Origin of the sequence: Parvibaculum sp. (assembly GCF_035325945.1) — a bacterium.
In the GTDB taxonomy this organism is placed as follows: Bacteria; Pseudomonadota; Alphaproteobacteria; order Parvibaculales; family Parvibaculaceae; genus Parvibaculum.
The window spans coordinates 71,335-90,822 of the sequence record NZ_DAOKYX010000010.1 but is presented as its reverse complement, the minus strand read 5'-3'; the positions used below and the strand labels follow the sequence as shown (position 1 = coordinate 90,822).

At 65.3% G+C, this 19,488-nt stretch carries 16 protein-coding genes and 1 tRNA gene; 7 read left to right on the top strand and 10 right to left on the bottom strand.

Annotated elements, in window-relative coordinates; translation table 11 throughout:
• Positions 1–5: 5 nt before the first annotated feature.
• A tRNA-Val gene (locus PKA57_RS07375) sits at positions 6–81 on the bottom strand.
• A gap of 172 nt (positions 82–253) precedes the next feature.
• Here PKA57_RS07375 and PKA57_RS07370 point away from each other — a divergent pair.
• Positions 254–1,588 carry an FAD-dependent oxidoreductase gene (locus PKA57_RS07370; protein ID WP_324299053.1) on the top strand — a complete coding sequence of 445 codons (1,335 nt, stop codon included), beginning with the start codon at positions 254–256 and terminating at the stop codon, positions 1,586–1,588.
• On the opposite strand, the gene PKA57_RS07365 is transcribed toward PKA57_RS07370, so the two are convergent.
• Entirely contained in the window at positions 1,579–2,361 is a 783-nt protein-coding gene (locus PKA57_RS07365) for a LuxR C-terminal-related transcriptional regulator (RefSeq protein ID WP_324299051.1), read from the bottom strand. The two genes, PKA57_RS07370 and PKA57_RS07365, sit on opposite strands and share 10 nt — an antisense overlap.
• Before the next feature lie 143 nt (positions 2,362–2,504).
• Here PKA57_RS07365 and PKA57_RS07360 point away from each other — a divergent pair, with 143 nt between their 5' ends.
• Entirely contained in the window at positions 2,505–3,680 is a 1,176-nt protein-coding gene (locus PKA57_RS07360; RefSeq protein WP_324299049.1) for a DUF3047 domain-containing protein, read from the top strand.
• Here the strand turns inward: PKA57_RS07360 and PKA57_RS07355 are convergent.
• Positions 3,677–4,375 carry an HAD family hydrolase gene (locus PKA57_RS07355; RefSeq protein ID WP_324299047.1) on the bottom strand — a complete coding sequence of 233 codons (699 nt, stop codon included), beginning with the start codon at positions 4,373–4,375 and terminating at the stop codon, positions 3,677–3,679. The genes PKA57_RS07360 and PKA57_RS07355 overlap by 4 nt on opposite strands.
• 197 nt (positions 4,376–4,572) lie before the next feature.
• On the opposite strand from PKA57_RS07355, the gene PKA57_RS07350 reads away from it, so the two are divergent.
• Entirely contained in the window at positions 4,573–5,034 is a 462-nt protein-coding gene (locus PKA57_RS07350; RefSeq protein WP_324299045.1) for a GNAT family N-acetyltransferase, read from the top strand.
• On the opposite strand, the gene PKA57_RS07345 is transcribed toward PKA57_RS07350, so the two are convergent.
• The gene (locus PKA57_RS07345) at positions 5,035–6,177 is read right to left on the bottom strand and encodes a M14 family metallopeptidase (protein ID WP_324299043.1); all 1,143 of its coding nucleotides are present in this window, start codon (positions 6,175–6,177) and stop codon (positions 5,035–5,037) included.
• 159 nt (positions 6,178–6,336) lie between these two features.
• On the opposite strand from PKA57_RS07345, the gene PKA57_RS07340 reads away from it, so the two are divergent.
• From PKA57_RS07340 to PKA57_RS07325, 4 genes are all read left to right on the top strand, one after another.
• Positions 6,337–7,797 (top strand): NAD-dependent succinate-semialdehyde dehydrogenase, encoded by a 1,461-nt coding sequence (locus PKA57_RS07340; RefSeq protein WP_324299041.1) that lies wholly within the window; start codon positions 6,337–6,339, stop codon positions 7,795–7,797.
• A gap of 4 nt (positions 7,798–7,801) precedes the next feature.
• Positions 7,802–8,500: a ribose-5-phosphate isomerase RpiA gene (rpiA, locus tag PKA57_RS07335; RefSeq protein ID WP_324299039.1), complete on the top strand. Its 699-nt coding sequence runs from the start codon at positions 7,802–7,804 to the stop codon at positions 8,498–8,500.
• A 15-nt stretch (positions 8,501–8,515) separates the two neighbouring features.
• Positions 8,516–9,904: a glutathione-disulfide reductase gene (gene gor / locus PKA57_RS07330; protein WP_324299037.1), complete on the top strand. Its 1,389-nt coding sequence runs from the start codon at positions 8,516–8,518 to the stop codon at positions 9,902–9,904.
• Between the two features lie 150 nt (positions 9,905–10,054).
• A complete protein-coding gene (locus tag PKA57_RS07325; protein WP_324299035.1) occupies positions 10,055–11,446 on the top strand; it encodes a 3-deoxy-7-phosphoheptulonate synthase class II in 1,392 nt (463 codons plus the stop codon).
• 58 nt (positions 11,447–11,504) lie between these two features.
• Here the strand turns inward: PKA57_RS07325 and PKA57_RS07320 are convergent, their stop codons facing one another.
• From PKA57_RS07320 to PKA57_RS07295, 6 genes are all read right to left on the bottom strand, one after another.
• A complete protein-coding gene (locus PKA57_RS07320) occupies positions 11,505–12,515 on the bottom strand; it encodes an NADP-dependent oxidoreductase (protein ID WP_324299033.1) in 1,011 nt (336 codons plus the stop codon).
• A gap of 65 nt (positions 12,516–12,580) precedes the next feature.
• On the bottom strand, positions 12,581–13,606 hold the full coding sequence (locus tag PKA57_RS07315; protein ID WP_324299031.1) for an NADP-dependent oxidoreductase: 1,026 nt from the start codon (positions 13,604–13,606) through the stop codon (positions 12,581–12,583).
• Positions 13,607–13,691: 85 nt separating this feature from the next.
• The gene (locus PKA57_RS07310) at positions 13,692–15,059 is read right to left on the bottom strand and encodes an efflux transporter outer membrane subunit (protein WP_324299029.1); all 1,368 of its coding nucleotides are present in this window, start codon (positions 15,057–15,059) and stop codon (positions 13,692–13,694) included.
• Between the two features lie 12 nt (positions 15,060–15,071).
• Positions 15,072–17,021 carry a MacB family efflux pump subunit gene (locus tag PKA57_RS07305; RefSeq protein WP_324299027.1) on the bottom strand — a complete coding sequence of 650 codons (1,950 nt, stop codon included), beginning with the start codon at positions 17,019–17,021 and terminating at the stop codon, positions 15,072–15,074.
• Entirely contained in the window at positions 17,018–18,238 is a 1,221-nt protein-coding gene (locus PKA57_RS07300) for an efflux RND transporter periplasmic adaptor subunit (protein ID WP_324299025.1), read from the bottom strand. The genes PKA57_RS07305 and PKA57_RS07300 overlap by 4 nt, the downstream gene beginning before the upstream one ends.
• Positions 18,239–18,353: 115 nt before the next feature.
• On the bottom strand, positions 18,354–19,358 hold the full coding sequence (locus PKA57_RS07295) for an NADP-dependent oxidoreductase (protein ID WP_324299023.1): 1,005 nt from the start codon (positions 19,356–19,358) through the stop codon (positions 18,354–18,356).
• Between the last annotated feature and the right edge of the window lie 130 nt (positions 19,359–19,488).

The following is a 19,488-nucleotide window of genomic DNA, read 5'->3' as shown; positions in this document are numbered from 1 at the left end:
GGAAATGGTGGGCGGTACTGGACTCGAACCAGTGACCCCTGCGATGTGAACACAGTGCTCTACCAACTGAGCTAACCGCCCGCGCGTCCCGGGGAGCGTGGCTCCGGGCCGGAGCGTGTCTATAAGCCGTGGCCAATCTGGAAGTCAAGCGGCGCTCTCCGGCGGCGAGGCGGGGCAATAGCCCATGCGCACTATAGGAACGCGAGATCCGCCCAAATAGGATTCTGCCCTTGTCAGGGGCGGAGGAGCGGGCGTGCGGGTCATCGTTGTCGGAGGCGGAATCGCGGGGCTCGGAGCCGCCTACCGGCTCCGCGAGGCAGGGCATCAGGTCGTACTGGTGGAGAAGGACAAGGAGCCAGGCGGGCGCTGCCGCTCGGTGCAGTGGAACGGCGTCTGGGCCGTGACCGGGGCGCTCGCCTTTCTCGGCGCCGAGACCAATCTCGTGGAGCAGGCGCGCAAGCTCGGCATATACGAGCCCGAGGCGCTGTCGGACCTCACCGCGGCGCATAGCTGGAGCGTGCTGGTGGGGCGCGAGAAGGTGGTCGAGTTCGGCGAATTCAACCTCATCAACGCCGCCAGAAACTCCTTCATCCCGCTGACGGAAAAGGCGCGCCTCCTTGCCACGATCCCGGCGCTGGTGAAGCAGATAGTGGCGGGCGACCCGCGCGACATCACGAGCAGCGTCGAATTCGATCATGTGAATGCCTGCGAATATTTCCGCCGCTATTCGCCCGCCTTCGTCGATTATTTTCTCGAGCCCTGCATGGGGCTCTTCTGTGGCTATGGCGAAGACGATTTCTCTCTCGCCTGGCTTCTGTGGGGAGCGTCGGGGCGGCTTGCCTGGGCGAACCATGTCTGGAGCTTCAAGGAGCGCGGCGCGGGCCGCATCACCTGGGAACTCGGGCAATTCTTCGCGCGAGACAGCGGCACCGACTATCGCCTCGGCCATCACGTCCATGCCGTCTATCACGATGCGGAGGCCGTCAGCATCGTCACCAAATGCGGCGACCGGCACGAAACGATTTCCGGCGATGCGCTCGTCATGGCGGTGCCCGGGACGCGCGTTTCCACGATCATGCCCGAACTCGATGCGGCGCGGCGGAGCTTCTTTCAGGGCATCGAATATTCGGGCCACCACATCGCCTATTTCCTGCTCGACCGGCCCAAGGGCTCGCTGCCGACGAGCTATGCGCTTCCGGCGGCGGACGGGTTCAGGCGGACGGGGAATTTCAGGTTCGTCGATCTCGGCGATGGCCGCACACTGGCCCATTCGCAATGGAAGGACTGGGGCTGCCGCCAGCATGCGGATGCGACGGATGACGAATTGCTCGACATCGCATGGGGCGATCTCGTCGACGTGCTGCCGGAGCTTGCGGGCGCCAGCGTGGCCGACCGTTTCATCTCCCGCCAGCCCGAGGCGATCTGCAAGAGGCCGAAGGGTTATATTGGCCGCATCAAGGCGTTCCGCGATCTCGGGCCGCTCGATCGCGTGGCGTTTTGCGGCGACTACCTCACCAACAGCACGGTCGGCCAGTCGCATTGGTCGGGGCTGGCGGCGGCAGAGGATCTGATGGCTCGCTACGGCTGATCGTCGGGCGCGAGCGACGTCACCAGCGCGCAAAGCTCGGTGCGGTTGCGGACGCCGAGCTTGCCGAAGATGGCGCGCAGATGGTTCTTGACGGTCCAGGGGCTCGCGCCGATCAGGCGCGCGATCTCCTTGTTGGCATGGCCCCTGGCGACATGCCGCACGACTTCCTGCTCCCGCGGCGTGAGTGCGCAGAGCGTCGGGCTCCGGTCGTTGGCAGCGGCGCGGCGGCCCGCGCGTTCGCGCGCGACTTCATAGGCGATATCGAGCGCCGGTATGAGCGCATGGGCAAGCCGCCGCTCCGCAGACGTGAAGTCGCCCGCAGCGCTGTCGCGCACGAGGCTCAGCAGACCGGCGATGTTGGCGCCGTCATGGATCCTCATCGTCATTACATGGCGCGCGCCGCTCGGCCGCAGCATGTCATGGAAATAGTCGCTGTTTTCGAGGCGGTGCGAGGAAACGAGATCGGAGAGGCAGACGACATCCTCGTCATGCGTCGCCGCCGCGGAGGTGAGCCATCGCCGGATGGGGTCCAGCGCCTGAAAGCGCTCGCAATAATGCGTCTTGCACCATGAAGGCCAGTTGATGAAATAGACGTCCTCGGGGCTCGCGCGCCGGGTGAGCGGCGCGCTGCGCCGCCGGTCGACGAAGACCGCCTTCGGAGCGCCGAAAACGCGGTCGAGCGATGCGGCGGCCGCATGCGCGAAATCGGCAGAACCCGACACCCAGCGGATCGGATCGAGAACCGCGCCGAGAATATGGTCTTCGATTTTCATGGCTCGCCTCCCGAAATCATCCGCCCGAAGCCTATCAGCATCCGCGCCCCGCAAAGCGGCAAAAGGCTGGAGCTTGCTCCCCGGGGTGCTGGCATTATGCTGGCGCTCATAAAAAGGGCGCAATAACGGGCGGGGAGAGGAACATGGCGAAGGGCGCGGGCCTGCGGGCCGCAACGACTTTGGCGCGGCTTGCCGCGAGAGGCGCCATGCGCGCGCTCCGGCCGGCACCGGCGGGCCCCGAGGGCGGTCCGGCATTCGCGCAGGCCATGCGCAAGCTCGCGGCAGCGCCGGAGGCCGCAGCCGAAATCAGGGAGTTCCGGCTCCTTTCGCTCAAGCCGGATGAACAGGGCTGGGTCGAGGCGGGATTTGAAGTCGCGCCCGGCGAGGAGGTGACGGCGATTGCGGCGGGCGCTCTCTGGGCCTCGAAGGCGCTCGACATGCGCTTCGGGCCGCGCATCGGTGTCTGGCTTCGCGCGGGCGCGAACGGAACGATTTGCAAGACGCAAAGCGCGGCGGCGAGCCTGCGCATGGCGGAAGGCGGCCCGCTCCATGTCGTGGCGAAGCCGCCCGGCGAATGGGCGGATGAGCAGGGCCGCTTCGATCCGGCCTTTCCGCGTGCCGGGCTTTCGGGCGCGTTCGATGTCTGCCTCATCGTCTGGAAGAACGGCGCTCTCAAGGGGCTGGAGGCGCTGGCGCGAGCGGGCGACCATGAGGGGCTTGTCGCAGAGGCGCTCGAACGCGCGCGCAATCCGGTGCGGCCGCCCGAGGGCTGGCGCTATCTCTGGCGGCTCGGCGAGGGCGAAATCTACCGCGAGGTGAAGGACGCCGATGCGCATCGCATCTGCTGCCACACGAATGAGGATGTCGGCATCCTCCAGTTTCCGGCGGACTTCCCCCTGACTGACACGACCGAGCTTCGCTGGCGCTGGAAGACGGACCGGCTGCCCTGCGACCTGCCGGAGGATATTCAGCCCACGCATGATTATCTCTCGATCGCGGTCGAGTTCGAGAACGGGCAGGACCTCACCTATATGTGGTCGAGTTCGCTCGCCGAGGGCACGATCTTCCGCTGCCCGCTACCCTATTGGGATCAGGTCGAGACGCATTGGGTGCTGCGCTCGCAAAAATCCGATCTGGGGCGCTGGCTCTCCGAGGCGCGGCCCGTGAAGGCGGATTACGCCCGCGCCGTCGGCACGCCGCCCGGGCGGATCGTCCGCGTCTGGCTCATCGCCGTCAGCGTCTTTCAGCGCGGCGAGGGCATCTGCGAATATGCCGATATCGAGCTGGTCGATGGCGAGCGCAGGCTGAAAATTATCTAGCCGCCTCGGCTCCAGTCGCCGAAATGCGATGGCATCAGCGTGGCCAGCGCGCGGGGAAACTCGTCGAAATGGTCGATGACGATGTCCGCGCCAAGCTCGCTCACCGGCACGCGCGTATAGCCGAAGCTCACGCAGATCGACGGGATGCGCGCATTCTTCGCCGCGCCGATATCGGCCTCGCTGTCTCCGACCATGACGGCAGCGCCCCGGTCGCCGCCGAGAAGCCGGACCGCCTCGAAGAGATGTTCGGGGTCCGGCTTCTTCACGGGCAGCGTGTCGCCGCCGATGACGACCGGAAAATAGCGGTCAATGGCGAGCTTTTCGAGAAGCTGGCGCGACAGGCGCTCGGCCTTGTTGGTGCAGACGGCGAGAAGCGCACCCGCCTCGTCGAGGCGCTTCAGCGTGTCTTCCATGCCCGGCCAGAGGACGGTGTGATCGGCGATATGTTCGCTGTAATAGGCGATGAATTCGTCGAATGCCTGGTCGATGAGGGCTTCGCTCGCGGGCTCGCCCGTCTCGCGGAAGCCGCGCTCCATCAGCAGCCTCGCGCCGCCGCCGACGAGATGGCGCACGCGGGCCTCAGAGACGCGCCTGCGGCCGTGGCGCGCCAGAATGACGTTCATCGTTTCGCAAAGATCCGCCGCCGTATCGGCGAGCGTTCCGTCGAGATCGAAGAGAATGGTGGGGCGAGACATGACGATCCGTGAGTAAGGCAACCGGCTGGAGGGGCGATCCCGCGCGGGGCACGGCCCTCGGGTCTGTCTCGCATGGGGGGTGCGTGCTGGCAAGCCTCCTTGGGGACGCACCCGGCGCGACACATTTTTCAATCGGCTTCGATCGGCCTTTCAGCCATACTTCTCTCATGAGCGTCCTGACGCGATATCAATTGCGCATGGCCTGGCCCGAGCAGGATGAACCCCTGATTGCGCGGCTCAAGGTCGCCTGCTGGCGCGAAGCCTATCCGGGCATCCTTCCACAACCCATTCTCGACGGGCTCGATGTCGGCCGTTCGACAGCCGAGTGGACGCGCGCGCTTCAGACCGGCATCGCCTGGCTCGCGGAGCAGGCGGGCATGCCGGTCGGCTTCGCGCATGCAAGGGCGGATGAGGTGACGACGCTTTATGTGCGGCAGGCGGATTGGGGCCAAGGGGTCGGCCGCGAGCTGCTGCATCGCGCTTTCGACGAGGTCGCGTGTCTCGGCCATGCGCGGGCGCATCTCTGGGTTCTGGAAGAGAATGCGCCGGCCCGCCGCTTCTACGAGCATATGAACGGGCGGCTGACCGCGCGCCGGCCCGTCGGCTATGCGCGTTATCCGCGCCTCATGGAAGTGCGCTACGACTTTGCGCTCGACTGATCAGTCCGCCGCCCGGGCGCGCTCGTCCATCCACGACCCCATGCCCTCGATCGTCGCGCGATAGCAGGAAAGCGCATTGCCGATGACATTGTACTGCCAGGATCTGCGGCGCGGCGCATAGTCCTCGCGGATTTCGTCGAGATAGGCCCGAGCCTCGGGCGCGTCGAGCCCGCCCTCGAAGCGCAGCCAGCGCTCGAGCAGCGAGGCGCGGAGCGCCTGCGCCGGGTTCGGCTTGTGACGCGCGGAGCGGAATTCGATGACCGCGCCGGTGAGGCGGGCGTGCGGCGCAAGCTGCTCTTCGAGGCCCCAGAACATGATGCCGCGGCGCGACGGCCGTTTCGATCCCCACATGGCGTTGACCGTGGCGGGATCGAGCGCGTCCTCGCCCCACCAATGGGCCGCGCGGGCGAATTCGGGGCCCGCGGGATTGGAAAAGCAGAGGTGGATGAGTTCGCCATCGCCCGCCGGTCCCGAATGCCAGTCGATGAAGGCGACGCGCCGCGCCTGCGCGAGATCGCGCTTCACGATGTCGCGGAGCGTGACATTCGACCATTCGGGCGCAAGGCCGCCATAGTGATAGCCGTCGGGATGCGTGTATTGGCCGCGGCTCACCGCATCCTCGAGCGACCATTGCCCGTGCTTGCCGATGAAACGCGCCCCGGCCACGAGCATTCTCTGGATCGATGCCGGGTCGAGCGACCTTGGGCAGAGAAACCGGTGAATCTCCTCGTAAAGCGGGTTTTCCGGGTGGGGCTCGCCGTGGTCGAGAAAGTTGCGGTTGAGATCGACATTGTTCTCGGTTCCGCGCAGGCCCCAGGCGAAGCCGAAAGGATTGACCGCATGAACGAGGAGCGCCGCCGCCCCATGCGGCAGGTCATGCGGTCCGCAGCTTGCGATCCAGGCGAGCTGCGCCGCCGATCCCGCGAAGCCTTCAGTGCCATGGGTGCCGCATATGTTCAGCAGAACCGTGTCGGCGTCCTCCGGGCCGAACCAGGCCGTATCGAGGAAAAGCCTTGTGCCGCCGGGCCCTTTCGCCATCGGGTTTTCATATGCGGCGAGCCGCGCGCCCGCCATCGCCGCGGCTTCGAGAAAGCGGGCCCGGGCTTCGTCATAGGTCTCGGAAAAGAATTTTCCGGCATCCATGGAATTCGCGGCCCTCGGGAAATGACCGGCCTCTGGCGGCCGCCTCTTTTCGCATATCGCGGCGAGTGGTAACTAGGAGGAAGGCTGTTCCAGCCTTAAACATCAGTTTGGGCCAGACACCTGTCTCAGCGCAAGAAGTCTGCCAAGGAGTGCTTTCCCATGAAGCTTGCCGCGCGACTGAAAGACCAGAGTCTCCTGAAAACGCTTTGCTACATTGATGGGCAATGGGTGGGCGAGGGCGCGCCGCAGATCAAGGTCACGGATCCTTCGAGTGACGAGGTGATCGCGACCGTTCCCTCGCTCGGCGCGAAGGAAACGCGCGCCGCCATCGAGGCGGCCGAGCGGGCGCAGAAGGAATGGGCCCGCCGTCCCGCGAAGGAGCGCGGCGCCATATTGCGCCGCTGGTTCGATCTGATGATGGCGAACCAGGACGATCTGGGCGCGATCCTGACGGCGGAGCAGGGCAAGCCGCTGGCCGAGGCGAAGGGCGAGATCGCCTATGCCGCGTCCTTCATTGAATTCTATGGCGAGGAGGCGAAGCGCGTTTATGGCGCTATTGTTCCCGCCCCGTCGGCCGACCGCCAGATCGTCGTGCTGAAGCAGCCGATCGGCGTTTGCGCGGCCATCACGCCGTGGAACTTTCCCTCCGCCATGATCACGCGCAAGGCCGGCCCCGCGCTTGCCGCGGGCTGCGCCATGGTGGTGAAGCCCGCGTCGCAGACGCCGCTTTCCGCGCTCGCGCTCGCCGAGCTTGGCGAACGGGCGGGACTTCCCAAGGGCATCTTCAGCGTCATCACCGGCAAGGCCGGCGAGATCGGCACCGAGATGACGACGAGCCACATCGTCCGCAAGATCACCTTCACCGGCTCGACCGAGATCGGCAAGAAGCTCATGGAGCAGGCCGCATCGACGGTGAAGAAGGTTTCGCTGGAGCTTGGCGGCAATGCGCCCTTCATCGTTTTCGACGATGCCGATGTCGACGCGGCGGTCGAGGGCGCGGTCGGGTCCAAATACCGCAACACGGGCCAGACCTGCATCTGCACCAATCGCTTCCTCGTGCAGGAAGGGGTTTACGATGCCTTCGTCTCGAAGCTCGCGGCGAAGGTCAAGGCCATGAAGCAGGGCAACGGCTTTGAGGAAGGCGTGACGCAGGGCCCGCTCATCGACATGGCCGCGGTCGAGAAGGCCGAGGAGCATGTGGCCGATGCGGTGGCGAAGGGCGGGCGCGTGGTTATCGGCGGCAGGCGCAGCGCGCTCGGCCATTCCTTCTACGAGCCGACGGTCATCGCGGATGCGAAGCCCGATATGAAGCTCGCGCATGAGGAAACATTCGGCCCAGTGGCACCGATCTTCCGCTTCAGGACGGAGGAGGAGGCGATCGCGCTCGCCAATGACACGCCTTTCGGCCTTGCCTCCTATTTCTATTCGCGCGACATCGGCCGCGTGTGGCGCGTTGCGCAGGCGCTCGAGGCGGGGCTCGTCGGCGTCAATGCCGGCCTCATCTCCACCGAGGTCGCGCCGTTCGGGGGCTACAAGGAATCCGGCATCGGCCGCGAAGGCGGGCCGTGGGGCATCGAGGAATTCCTTGAAGTGAAATATGTCGCCATGGCGGGGCTTTGAAGACGTGACACCTGTTGAACAGAAGAAGGCGGCGGCCGTCCGCGCGCTCGATTTCGTCGAAGATGGAATGAAACTCGGGATCGGCACGGGCTCCACGGCGGAGGAATTCGTCCGCGTACTGGCCGAAAGGGTGCGACAGGGGCTCTCGGTGATTGGCGTGCCGACCTCGGAGCGCACGGCAAAGCTCGCCAGGGAACTCGGCGTTCCGCTCACCAATCTCGACGATACGCCGCATCTCGATCTCACCATCGACGGCGCCGACGAATTCGACGGCGCTCTCCGGCTCATCAAGGGCGGGGGCGGCGCGCTGCTGCGCGAGAAGATCGTGGCAACGGCCTCCGACCGCATGATCGTGATCGCCGATGCCTCGAAGCGCGTTGCGACGCTCGGCGCTTTTCCGCTGCCGATAGAGGTCATTCCCTTCGGTGCCGTGGCGACATCGCGTCGCATCGCGGAGATCGCCAGCGCCCATGATTGCCACGGGCGGATCGTTCGCCGCACTGACAGCTATGGCGTGCCGTTCTTCACCGATTCCAACAACTTCATCTTCGATTGCGCCTTCGGCTCCATTCCGGACCCTGACGGTCTTGCCCGCGAACTGAACCTCATTCCCGGCGTCGTCGAGACCGGGTTGTTCATAGGCATCGCCACGGCGGCCCTTGTAGGAACCGCATCCGGTGTCGATATGATAGAAGCCGGATAAATTGCGGAGCGCCTCATGACGCGGAAATATGACTACGACCTCTTTGTGATCGGCGCCGGTTCGGGCGGCGTGCGGGCGAGCCGCATCGCCGCGAATTACGGCGCGAAGGTCGCGGTCGCGGAGGAATATCGCGTCGGAGGAACCTGCGTCATTCGCGGCTGCGTGCCGAAGAAGCTCTTCGTCTATGCGAGCCATTTTTCCGAAGAGTTCGAGGACGCGGCCGGCTATGGCTGGACGGTCGGGCCCGCCAGCTTCGACTGGAAGACGCTGATCGCCAACAAGGACAAGGAAATAGATCGCCTGAACGGCATCTATATCCGCAATCTCGAACGCTCCGGCGTCGAGATCATCGCCTCGCGCGCCGTGCTGAAGGATGCGCACACGGTGCATCTCGTCGGCGAGCGGCGCGATGTGACGGCGGACAAGATCCTCGTCGCCACGGGCGCGACGCCTTTCAAGCCGCATACCGTGCCCGGCATCGAGCATGCCATCACCTCGAACGAGGCCTTCCATCTGGAAGAGCTTCCCCGGCGCATGATCATCGTCGGCGGCGGCTATATCGCGGTCGAGTTCGCGGGCATCTTCAACGGGCTCGGCGTGGAGACGATGCTCACCTACCGGCAGGACAAGATCCTGCGCGGCTTCGACGAGGATATTCGCGACGGCCTGATGGCCGAGATACGCAAGAAGGGCGTCGATCTGCGCACGCATACGGACATCGCCGCGATCGAGCGCAGGGGCGGAAAATATCTGGCGACCATGCGCGACGGCGCCGTCGTCGAAACCGATCTCATCATGTATGCCACCGGCCGCGTGCCGAATTCGGAGGGGCTCGGCCTCGAGGAAGCGGGCGTCCGGATGAAGAAGAACGGCGCGGTCGAGGTCGATGCGCTTTCGCAGACGAGTGTGCCCAACATCTATGCGGTGGGCGACGTCACGGACCGCGTCGCGCTGACGCCCATCGCCATACGCGAGGGCCATGCTTTCGCCGAGACGGTCTTCAACGGCAATCCGACCGCCGTCGATCATTCGATCATCCCGACGGCCGTTTTCTCCCAGCCCGAGATCGGCACGGTGGGGCTCACCGAGCATGAGGCGCGGGAGCGCTTCGAGGCGGTCGATATCTACAAGACGAGCTTCCGCCCGATGAAGCACACCATGACCGGCCGCGACGAGAAGACCTTCATGAAGCTCATCGTGGATGCGCGGACGGACCGCGTGCTCGGCGTTCACATGATGGGGCCGGGCTCGGGCGAGCTTGTCCAGACGGTCGGCATCGCGGTGACGCTGGGCGCTACCAAGAAGCAGTTCGACGCCACTGTGGCCGTCCACCCGACGGCCGCCGAGGAGCTGGTGACGCTCCGGGAAAAATGGCAGCCCCCCGCCGCCAAGGCCGCGGATTAACTCCGTTTCGCGCTGTTTCGAGGCGCATCAAGGGGTTAGACTTCCATTTAGAGGCCTTGTGGCCTATAAACCGCGGCTCCATATGGAGAGCGGGCGACGCGCCGGGCGAAAGGGGCCGGGTGCGCGTTCTTGCGTTTCGGAGTGACGAACATGGCGGAAAACTGGTCACCGGATAGCTGGCGGTCGAAACCGGCCAAGCATCTGCCCGTTTACCCGGACGAGGCGGCCCTGAAGGCCGTCGAGGGCCGGCTGCGCTCTTATCCGCCGCTCGTTTTTGCAGGCGAGGCGAGAAAGCTGAAGCGCGAACTGGCAGAGGTCTGCGAAGGCCGTGCTTTTCTGCTCCAGGGCGGCGACTGCGCAGAGAGCTTCGCCGAATTCTCCGCCGACAATATTCGCGATACCTTCCGTGTGCTGCTGCAAATGGCTGTGGCGCTGACTTTTGCCGCCTCGTCGCCCGTGGTGAAGGTCGGCCGCATTGCGGGCCAGTTCGCCAAGCCGCGCTCCTCGCCGACGGAAACCATCGGCGATGTGACGCTGCCGTCCTATCTCGGCGACAATATCAACGGCATCGAGTTCACCACCGAGGCGCGTGTGCCCGACCCGGAGCGGCTGCTTCGCGCCTATTCGCAGTCGGCTTCGACGCTGAACCTCATCCGCGCCTTCGCGAAGGGCGGCTATGCCGATCTCGAATTCGTGCATCGCTGGAATCTGGGCTTCGTCTCGGACAGCCCCGAAGGCGCGCGCTATGAGGAACTGGCGAACCGCATCACGGAGGCGCTCGACTTCATGCGCGCCTGCGGCATCGACAGCGCGAGCCAGCCGCAGCTTCACACGACCGATTTCTACACGAGCCATGAGGCGCTGCTGCTCGGCTACGAGCAGGCCATGACGCGCGTCGATTCGACCACGGGCGATTGGTACGACACCTCCGCGCACATGCTCTGGATCGGCGACCGTACACGCCAGCCGGATCACGCGCATGTCGAGTTCCTGCGCGGCGTGAAGAACCCGGTCGGCCTCAAATGCGGCCCCTCGCTCGAGCCCGACGAACTCATCCGGCTGACGGACATTCTCAACCCGAAGAACGAGCCGGGGCGTCTCACGCTCATCTGCCGTTTCGGCGCGGATAATGTCGAAAAGCACCTGCCGGCGCTCATTCGCGCGATCACGCGCGAGGGCAAGAAGGTCGTCTGGTCCTGCGATCCCATGCATGGCAACACGATCAAGGCGTCGAACGGCTACAAGACCCGGCCGGTCGATCGCGTTCTCGCGGAAGTGCAGGCCTTCATGGCGGTTCATAGCGCCGAAGGCACGCATGCGGGCGGCGTCCATTTCGAGATGACGGGGCAGAACGTCACCGAATGTCTGGGCGGCGCGCAGGCGATCACCGAGACCGATCTCGGCGACCGCTACCACACCCATTGCGATCCGCGCCTGAATGCGAGCCAGTCGCTCGAGCTTGCCTTCCTCATCGCGGAAGGGCTGAAGCGCGAGCGCATTTCGGCGCGCAAGAAGCAGCTTGCCGCCGTCGGCGCGAAGTAACCGGCGCCTCAGGGCGCGAAATGAAAAGGCCCGGTGGAAACGCCGGGCCTTTCGATTTTCAGCTCACCTTGATGAGCCGCCGCCCGAGATTTTCGCCCTCGAAGAGGCCGATGAAGGCGGCGGCGGAATTCTCGAGCCCCTCGGAAACATCCTCCGTATAGGTGAGCTTTCCCTCGTGGATCCAGCCCGCCATCTCGGCCTGCGCGTCGCGGAAGCCCTTGAAATAATCGAAGACCACGAGCCCTTCCATCCTGAGGCGGTGGGTGATGAAGCGCGTGACGTTGCGGATGCCGACGGGCTCGGTGCGGTTATATTCCGCGACCTGCCCCGAAACGACGATGCGGCCATGCTCCTTCATGTTGAGGATGGCCGCGTCGAGCGTCCCCGCGCCCACATTGTCGAAATAGATATCGACGCCAGAGGGGCACGCCTCGCGGATGGCCTCCGTCAGATTTGTCGTGCCGCGATAATTGATGGTGCCGTCGAAGCCGAGGCCGCTCACATAGTCGCATTTGGCGGCGGAGCCCGCGATGCCGATGACGGTGCAACCTTTCATGCGGGCAATCTGCCCGGCGGTGGCGCCGACGGGCCCCGCGGCCGATGAGACGAGCACCGTGTCGCCCGCCCTGGGCTTGCCGAGGTCGAGCAGGCCGAAATAGGCGGTGAGACCCGGAATGCCGAGAACGCCGATTGCCGCCGTTGGCCGGAGCCTGCCGTGATAAAGCGCGGGATCGAGCTTCTGGATGCCGCGCCCGTTGGAAAGCGCATGGCTCACCCAGCCGAAGCCGCCGGTCACGCGGTCGCCGGGCTTGAATTTCTCGTTGTTGGAAATCTCGACGACGCCGACCATGGCGCTGTCGATGGTCTCGCCAAGGGGAAGCGCCGCCGCGTAGCTCGCGCCGGAAAGCCGCGAGCGCATGCCCGGATCGACGGAATGAAACTCCGTGCGGATCAGAAGTTCGTGCTCGCCCGGATCGGGGAGAGTGAAATCCTCCAGCCGGAAGTTTTCGAGCCTCGGCTTTCCTTCCGGGCGCGAAGCGAGCACCCAGCGGCGCGCATTGGTCGGCATGTCTCTCCCCCCGTTCCATGTGGCCGTCATGCCCCGCGCGGAACGGGGCATGACGGGTGCTGATCTCAGATCGCCTTGTCCGGCCCGATCTTCACCAGCATCTTGCCGGTATTGGCGCCGGTAAAGAGGTTCATGAACGCCTTGGGCGCGTTCTCGATGCCGTTCTCGACCGTCTCCTGCCACTTCATCTTGCCGGCCTTGATGAGCTCGCCCATCTCCTTATAGAAGGCAGGCAGAAGGTCGAAATGATTGGAGACGATGAAGCCCTGGAGCTTCAGGCTCTTGCCGACGGCCTGAATGATGTTCGATGGGCCGGGGCGCGGCGCGGTGTCGTTGTACTGCTCGATCATGCCGCAAAGCGCGAGGCGGCCGAAGGGCCGCATGTGGTTGATCGCCGCTTCGAGATGCGCGCCGCCGACATTCTCGAAATAGACGTCGATGCCCTTCGGAAAGGCCGCGCCGACCGCCTTGTCGAGATCGCCGCAGGTCTTGTAGTTGATCGCCTTGTCGATGCCGGCCACCTCTTCGAGCCAGCGGCACTTCTCATCCGATCCGGCCGAGCCGACCACATAGCAGCCATGCGCCTTGGCAAGCTGGCAGACGACGGAACCGACCGCGCCCGACGCTGCCGACACAAACACATTGTCGCCGTCCTTGAGTTCGCCGATCCGCATGAGGCCCGCATAGGCCGTCATGCCCGGCATGCCGAGCACGCCCAGATAGGCTTCGATGGGGCCAAGCGCGGGATCGACCTTCTGGAACGCCTCCGCCTTCGCGACCTCATATTCGCGCCAGCCGAACATGCTCTGGACATAGTCGCCGACATTGAGTCCGGCCGACTTCGAGGCCACGACCTGGCCGATGGCGCCGCCCTGCAACGCCTCGCCGATCTGGAAGGGCGGCACATAGCTCTCCCGGTCCATCATGCGCCCGCGCATATAGGGATCGACGGACATCCAGATGTTGCGGACGAGCACTTCGCCGTCGGACGGTTGCGCGACGTCGCGCGTGGCCAGCTCGAAATTGGCCGCCGTCGGCATGCCGACCGGGCGCGACTTCAGGCGGATTTCCCTGGATTGGATGTTGGACATGGTTTTTCTCTCCTGAAAATTATCGTTGGAGAGAGTAAACACACTTTCCGCAGCGTCTGGAAGGTCAGTCGCGAACAGCCCCTGTTCACGACTTCCAGCCGCCGCCAAGGGCGATGAAGAGATCGACGGCCGCGGTGAACTGGTTGAGGCGCGCCTGGGCCTGCGCATCGCGCGCCGAGAGCCAGCTTCTCTGGGCATCGAGCACGGAGAGGAAGTCCGTCGCCCCGGCCTTGTAGCTCGCCTGTGCGAGATCGTAGGCTTTGCGCGCTTCGCTGGCGGCCACGGCGAGCGATGCCTGCCGCCTTTCATTGGCATCCGCCGCCGACAGCGCGTCTTCCACCTCGCCGAACGAGGTGAGCACGGTCTTGCGGTAGCTCGCGGCGAGTTCCGCCTTGCGGGCCTTGGCTGATTCCAGATTGCCTTCGAGCGTGCCGCCCGAAAAGATCGGCGCGAGAAGCGAGGCGGCAAGCGATGAGCCAGAGGTGGAGCCGGCGCCGGCGAGCCAGTCGATGCCTTTTGAGGCCGAAAGATTGAGGCTGGGGAAGAAAGCCGCGCGCGCAGCGCCGATATCGGCATTGGCGGCCTGCAACTGCGCCTCCGCGCGGCGAATGTCGGGCCTGCGCTCGAGGAGTGTCGAGGGCTGCCCCGGCGCGATCGCCGGAAGGATGAGGGCGCTCGTGTCCGCCGTTCTGACGCCGAAACCCTCCGGCGCGCGGCCGAGCAGGATGGCGAGCGCATGTTCATTGGCCGCGAGCTGGGATTCGAGCGGCGGTATGCCCGCCTCGATGGTCGCAAGCGTGTTGCGCTGCTGCGCGAGGTCGAGCGCGGAGGCCGTGCCGTATTTGTAACGCGCCTCGACGAGCCGCAGCGTTTCCTGCGCGGCGGCGAGCGATTGCCGGGCGATGGCGATCCGGTCGCGCAGGCTCAGAATGTTGAAATAGGTCGTGGCGACCGAGGACTGGACGAGAAGGGCCGTCGCATCGCGGTCGAAGATGCTGGCGCGCAGCGCCGCCTCGCTCGATGCACTCTGGGCGCGATAGCTCCCCCAGAGATCGACGGCATAGCTGACCGAGACGGAGCCGGAGGCGCTTTTCGTCGTGCCGTTGCCTCGCGCTCCGCCCTTGTCGAGCGAGGCGCTGCCGCTCGCATCGACCTGCGGCAGGAGCGATGCGTTCGTCGCGCGCAACTGTCCCTGCGCCTGTTCGATGCGGTGAAGGGCAGCGGCGATGTCGAGATTGTTGGCCAGCGCCGCGTTCATCAGCGCCTGGAGTTCCTCGTCGTTGAAGCTCCGCCACCACTCCGCGCTGATCTCCGCGCTCGCGCCCTTTGCCTGCGGCCCGGTGAAGGCCGAAGGCACGCCTGCATCCGGGCGTTCATAGTCCGGTACCAGCGAACAGGCGCCGAGCATGAGCAGAAGGGTGAAGGCGGCAAGCGGGCGCCGGGCTTTCAGCATCTCGGTTGGTCCTTATTCGGTGGAAAGCGCGATCACGGGATCGAGCGATGCCGCCTTTCGCGCCGGCAGATAGCCGAAGAGAAGGCCGGTGGCGAAGGCACAGGAAAATGCCAGCAATGGCGGGGTGAGGGAATAGGCGACGGGCATTCCGAACCTCTCGGTGATGGCCGCCGTGGGGAGCCCGCCGATGACACCCATGACGCCGCCGACACCGCAGACGACGAGCGCCTCCGTGTTGAACTGCAGCATGATGTCCAGTTGGCGCGCGCCCGTGGCCATGCGTATGCCGATCTCGCGCGTCCGCTCGGTGACGCTGACGAGCATGATGTTCATGACGCCGATGCCGCCGACAATGAGCGAGATGGCGGCGACGGAACCGAGCAGGATGGTGAGCGTGTTCTGTGTCGCCTCGGCCGTTTCGAGGATCGAGGCGGTGTTGCGAACCTGAAAATCCTGCGTCCGGTGGCGCGAGATGAGGAGCGAGGTGATCTTCGCTTCCGTCTCGTCGATGGTGTTCGCGTCGATCGCCTTGACCGAGACGGTCGAGACATAGCGCTTGCCGAAGAGGCGCATATAGCCCGTGGAGAGCGGCACGAAGGCGACGTCGTCCTGATCGCTGCCGAAGCTCGACGCGCCCTTGGTGTCCATGACGCCGATGACCTCGAAGGGCACGTTCTGCACCAGTATGTATTTGCCGACTGGGCTCTCCCCATCGGGGAAGAGATTGTTCACGATGGTCTGGCCGAGCACGATCACGGGCGCATAGCCTTCGAGATCGGCGTGGGTGAAGAACCCGCCGCGCGCAAGGCTCCAGTCGCGCACGATGGGGTAGGCGGGCCATGTGCCCGTCACCTGCGTGCGATAGTCGATATTGCCGTAGCGCACGGTCACGGCGGTGGTGCGCTCCGGCACCGCGGCCTCGACATTGGGAAGCGCGCTGATGGCGGCGGCATCGTCCGGGATCAGTGTTGCGATGTCGCCGGTCGGCCTCATGCCGGGCGCGCCGGGACGAACCATGAGAAGGTTCGTACCCATGGCCGAGATGCGGTCCATGACGTTCTGTTTCGAGCCGTTGCCGATGGCGAGCATGGCGACCACCGCGCCGACGCCGATGATGACGCCGAGAAGCGTGAGCGCCGTGCGGAAGATGTTGGTCCTGAGCGAGCGGAAGGCCATGCGCACCGCCTCGCCGAAATCACCGCGAAAGAAGGAGCCGGCGCCGGGGCTCGCCGCGATGGAGGGGTGGGAATGTTCCTCGGGTCTTTCGAGCTGGCGGTCCTCGACCACGCGGCCGTCGCTGAGCCTGATGAGGCGCCGGGCATGCTGGGCGACGGTCGCGTCATGGGTGATGAGGATGACCGTCCGGCCCTCCTGATTGAGCTGCGCGAGCAGCGCCAGAACTTCCGTGCCGCTCTGGCTGTCGAGCGCGCCGGTCGGCTCGTCGGCGAGAATGACAGCGGCGTCGTTCATCAGCGCGCGGGCGATCGACACGCGCTGCTGCTGGCCGCCCGAGAGCTGCGTCGGCCGGTGCTCGCTCCGGTCGCCGAGGCCGAGCCGGCCGAGCAGCGCACGCGCGCGGGAGACGCGCTCGCCATGGGACTTGCCCGCATAGATGGCCGGCAGCTCGACATTCTCCGTCGCCGTCATGTTCGGAAGGAGATTGTAGCGCTGGAAGATGAAGCCGAACGTGTCGCGCCGCAACGCTGCGAGTTCGTCCGATGAAAGCGTCGCCACATCGACGCCGTTCACGAGATAGGCGCCGCTCGACGGCCGGTCGAGGCAGCCGATGATGTTCATGAGCGTCGATTTGCCCGAGCCGGACTGGCCCATGATGGCGACGAATTCGCCAGCCTCGATGGTGAGCAGCACATCGTCGAGCGCGCGCACTTCCGTCTCGCCGGTCCGGTAGACCTTGGCGACGTCCCTGACCTCGATCAGCGGTTTCGATGCGGGCGCGGTCATAGCACGGGCGGCCTTCTGCTGCCGCCGCCGCTGCTGCCACTCCGCTGCGCGGTCGCAGGGCCCTCGGTGCCGGTGACGACGACATCGCCCACCTCGAGGCCGGAGAGCACCTGCGCTGAGATGCGGTTCGAGAGTCCGACCTTCACCGTTCTCGGCTCGAAGCTCTTTCCGTTCTGAACGAGAACGCGATATTCGCCGCTGTCGCCGCCTTTCGCGGGCCGGAGCGCCGGCACCGGAACGAGCGGCACGTTCTGCGCGCTTCCGAGCACGAAGAATACCTGGGCCGTCATGCTCGTCATCAGCAGCTTGTCGGAATTGTCCACGTCGATGAGCGCGTCATAGAGAATGACGTCATTCACAGTTTCGGGCGTCGGCAGGATCTGGCGCAGCGTCGCGTGCCATTTGTGATCCGGCATGCCGAGCGTGGTGAAGTAGACCGGCATGCCCGGCTTGAGCTTGCCGACATCGGCTTCCGCCACTTGCGCCTTGACCGTCATGGTCGAGAGGTCGGCGATCTGCACGATGACGGGGGCGGACTGTTTGTTGTTCAGCGTCTGCCCCTGCAGCGTCGTCTGCGAAACGACGGTGCCTGTCATCGGCGCGTAAATCTTGCAATAGCCGAGATTGGCCTCGTCGCCCGCCAGCGTCGATTGCGCCATGTCGACCTGCGCCTTGAGCGCGGCGATGGCGGCCTTGAACTGCTTGACCTGCGCGGCGCTCGTATCGGCCACATCCTTGCTGACGGCGTCGATCTTGAGGAGCGCCTGATTGCGCCGGTTCTGGATTTCGGCGAGAGCGAGTTGCGCTTCCTGTCCGGCGATCTGCGCTTCGAGGTCGCGGAGCTTCGCCTTGTCGGCATTGACGGTCGCCTCATAGACGGTCGGGTCGACCTCGGCGAGCAACTCGCCCTTCTCGACCGTGTCGCCGATATTCACATGGACGGTCTGCAGGACGCCGGAGACCTGCGCGCCGACATCGACATAGTTCTTCGGCTGCAGCGAGCCGAGCGCCGTGACCGTCTGCTCGATGTCGCCGACCGTGACGCTTTCGGTCTTGTATCTGGGCTGCCCGTCGGCGCTGCTCTGGAGGTACCAGAAACCGAGCACGGCGAGGGCCGCGATGGCGGCTGCTATCGCGCGGCGGCGTCCCGGCGACAGGTTACGATATGAGGCAGGGAGAAGGTTCCAGAGTCTGGTCCTGCTTGCTTCAAGGTTCATGGGGCCGCGTCTCGCTTTCTCGCCGGTCGTTATGCCATTCAAACGCCGCTCTTCGGAATCTCCGTCGGCCGGCCTGCGAGAGGGGGCGGGGCAGCGAGCCCGCCCCCTTTGCGGTTCAGCTCACCCTGACCATGCGCTTGCCGATATTCTCGCCGGCAAGAAGGCCGATGAGCGCCTGCGGCGTGTTTTCAAGGCCGCTCAGAATGTCTTCCCGAACCTTGATCTTGCCTTGCGCGACCCAGCTCTGAAGATCGGCCAGCGCCTGTTCGCGGCGGTCGTTGAAATCGGTGAGGATGAAGCCCTGCATGGTGAGGCGCTTCACCACGATGAGGCCAGGAACGCCGCGCGGCCCATGGGCGGGCGCCGCGCCGTCATATTGCGAGACGGCGCCGCAGCAGGCGATGCGGCCGTAATTGTTCATGCCGAAGAGGCAGGCTTCGAGAATGTCGCCGCCGACATTGTCGAAATAGACGTCGATGCCCTTGGGCGCGGCGGCGCGGAGCGCCTTGCCCACCGCTTCCTTCTTGTAGTTGATGGCATGGTCGAAGCCGAGTTCGCTGACGAGAAGCTGGCATTTCGCGTCGCCACCCGCGATGCCGATGACCGTGCATCCCTTGAGCTTGGCGATCTGGCCGACGATCGAGCCGACCGAACCTGCCGCCGCCGAGACGACCACCGTGTCGCCGGCCTTCGGGCGACCTACATCGAGAAGCCCGTGATAGGCGGTGAGGCCCGCAATGCCGTAAACGCTGAGGAGGTGGCTCATCGGCTCCATTTTCGGAAGCTTCTGGGCCGACTGGGCGGGAAGGGCGGCATAGTCCTGCCAGCCCGTATCCGCGAAGACGAGATCGCCCGGCTCGAAGCCCGGCGCCTTCGATTCGACGACTTCGGAGATGGAGCCCCCGGCCATGACGGTTCCGGCCTCGACGGCAGAGCGATAGGTCGCGCCCTGCATCCAGGCCCGGTTCGCCGCGTCGAGCGAGATGAGCTTCACCCGTACGAGGATTTCACCTTCCTTCGGGGTCGGAATCCGGGCTTCCGACAGTCTGAAATGCGAGGGCGAGAGTTTGCCCTTCGGAATCTCGGCCAGCAGGATCTGCCTGTTCACGCCCGTGCCCATGTCTTACCTCCGCGCCCCTCGGGGCCTGATGATTGCCATTGGCACGACCTTATCCGCATTGGAGCGGCGACGCATCTACCCCGGAATCGGGCCGCTGCTATTGTTCGGGGAGCGGCCAAAGGATAGAAAC

Bases quoted from the DNA above. Each gene is read 5' to 3' on its own strand.
- PKA57_RS07365 (WP_324299051.1), bottom strand. From the start codon at position 2,361: ATGAAAATCGAAGACCATATTCTCGGCGCGGTTCTCGATCCGATCCGC.
- PKA57_RS07360 (WP_324299049.1), top strand. From the start codon at position 2,505: ATGGCGAAGGGCGCGGGCCTGCGGGCCGCAACGACTTTGGCGCGGCTT.
- PKA57_RS07355 (WP_324299047.1), bottom strand. From the start codon at position 4,375: ATGTCTCGCCCCACCATTCTCTTCGATCTCGACGGAACGCTCGCCGAT.
- PKA57_RS07350 (WP_324299045.1), top strand. From the start codon at position 4,573: ATGGCCTGGCCCGAGCAGGATGAACCCCTGATTGCGCGGCTCAAGGTC.
- PKA57_RS07345 (WP_324299043.1), bottom strand. From the start codon at position 6,177: ATGGATGCCGGAAAATTCTTTTCCGAGACCTATGACGAAGCCCGGGCC.
- PKA57_RS07340 (WP_324299041.1), top strand. From the start codon at position 6,337: ATGAAGCTTGCCGCGCGACTGAAAGACCAGAGTCTCCTGAAAACGCTT.
- gor (WP_324299037.1), top strand. From the start codon at position 8,516: ATGACGCGGAAATATGACTACGACCTCTTTGTGATCGGCGCCGGTTCG.
- PKA57_RS07325 (WP_324299035.1), top strand. From the start codon at position 10,055: ATGGCGGAAAACTGGTCACCGGATAGCTGGCGGTCGAAACCGGCCAAG.
- PKA57_RS07320 (WP_324299033.1), bottom strand. From the start codon at position 12,515: ATGCCGACCAATGCGCGCCGCTGGGTGCTCGCTTCGCGCCCGGAAGGA.
- PKA57_RS07315 (WP_324299031.1), bottom strand. From the start codon at position 13,606: ATGTCCAACATCCAATCCAGGGAAATCCGCCTGAAGTCGCGCCCGGTC.
- PKA57_RS07310 (WP_324299029.1), bottom strand. From the start codon at position 15,059: ATGCTGAAAGCCCGGCGCCCGCTTGCCGCCTTCACCCTTCTGCTCATG.
- PKA57_RS07305 (WP_324299027.1), bottom strand. From the start codon at position 17,021: ATGACCGCGCCCGCATCGAAACCGCTGATCGAGGTCAGGGACGTCGCC.
- PKA57_RS07300 (WP_324299025.1), bottom strand. From the start codon at position 18,238: ATGAACCTTGAAGCAAGCAGGACCAGACTCTGGAACCTTCTCCCTGCC.
- PKA57_RS07295 (WP_324299023.1), bottom strand. From the start codon at position 19,358: ATGGGCACGGGCGTGAACAGGCAGATCCTGCTGGCCGAGATTCCGAAG.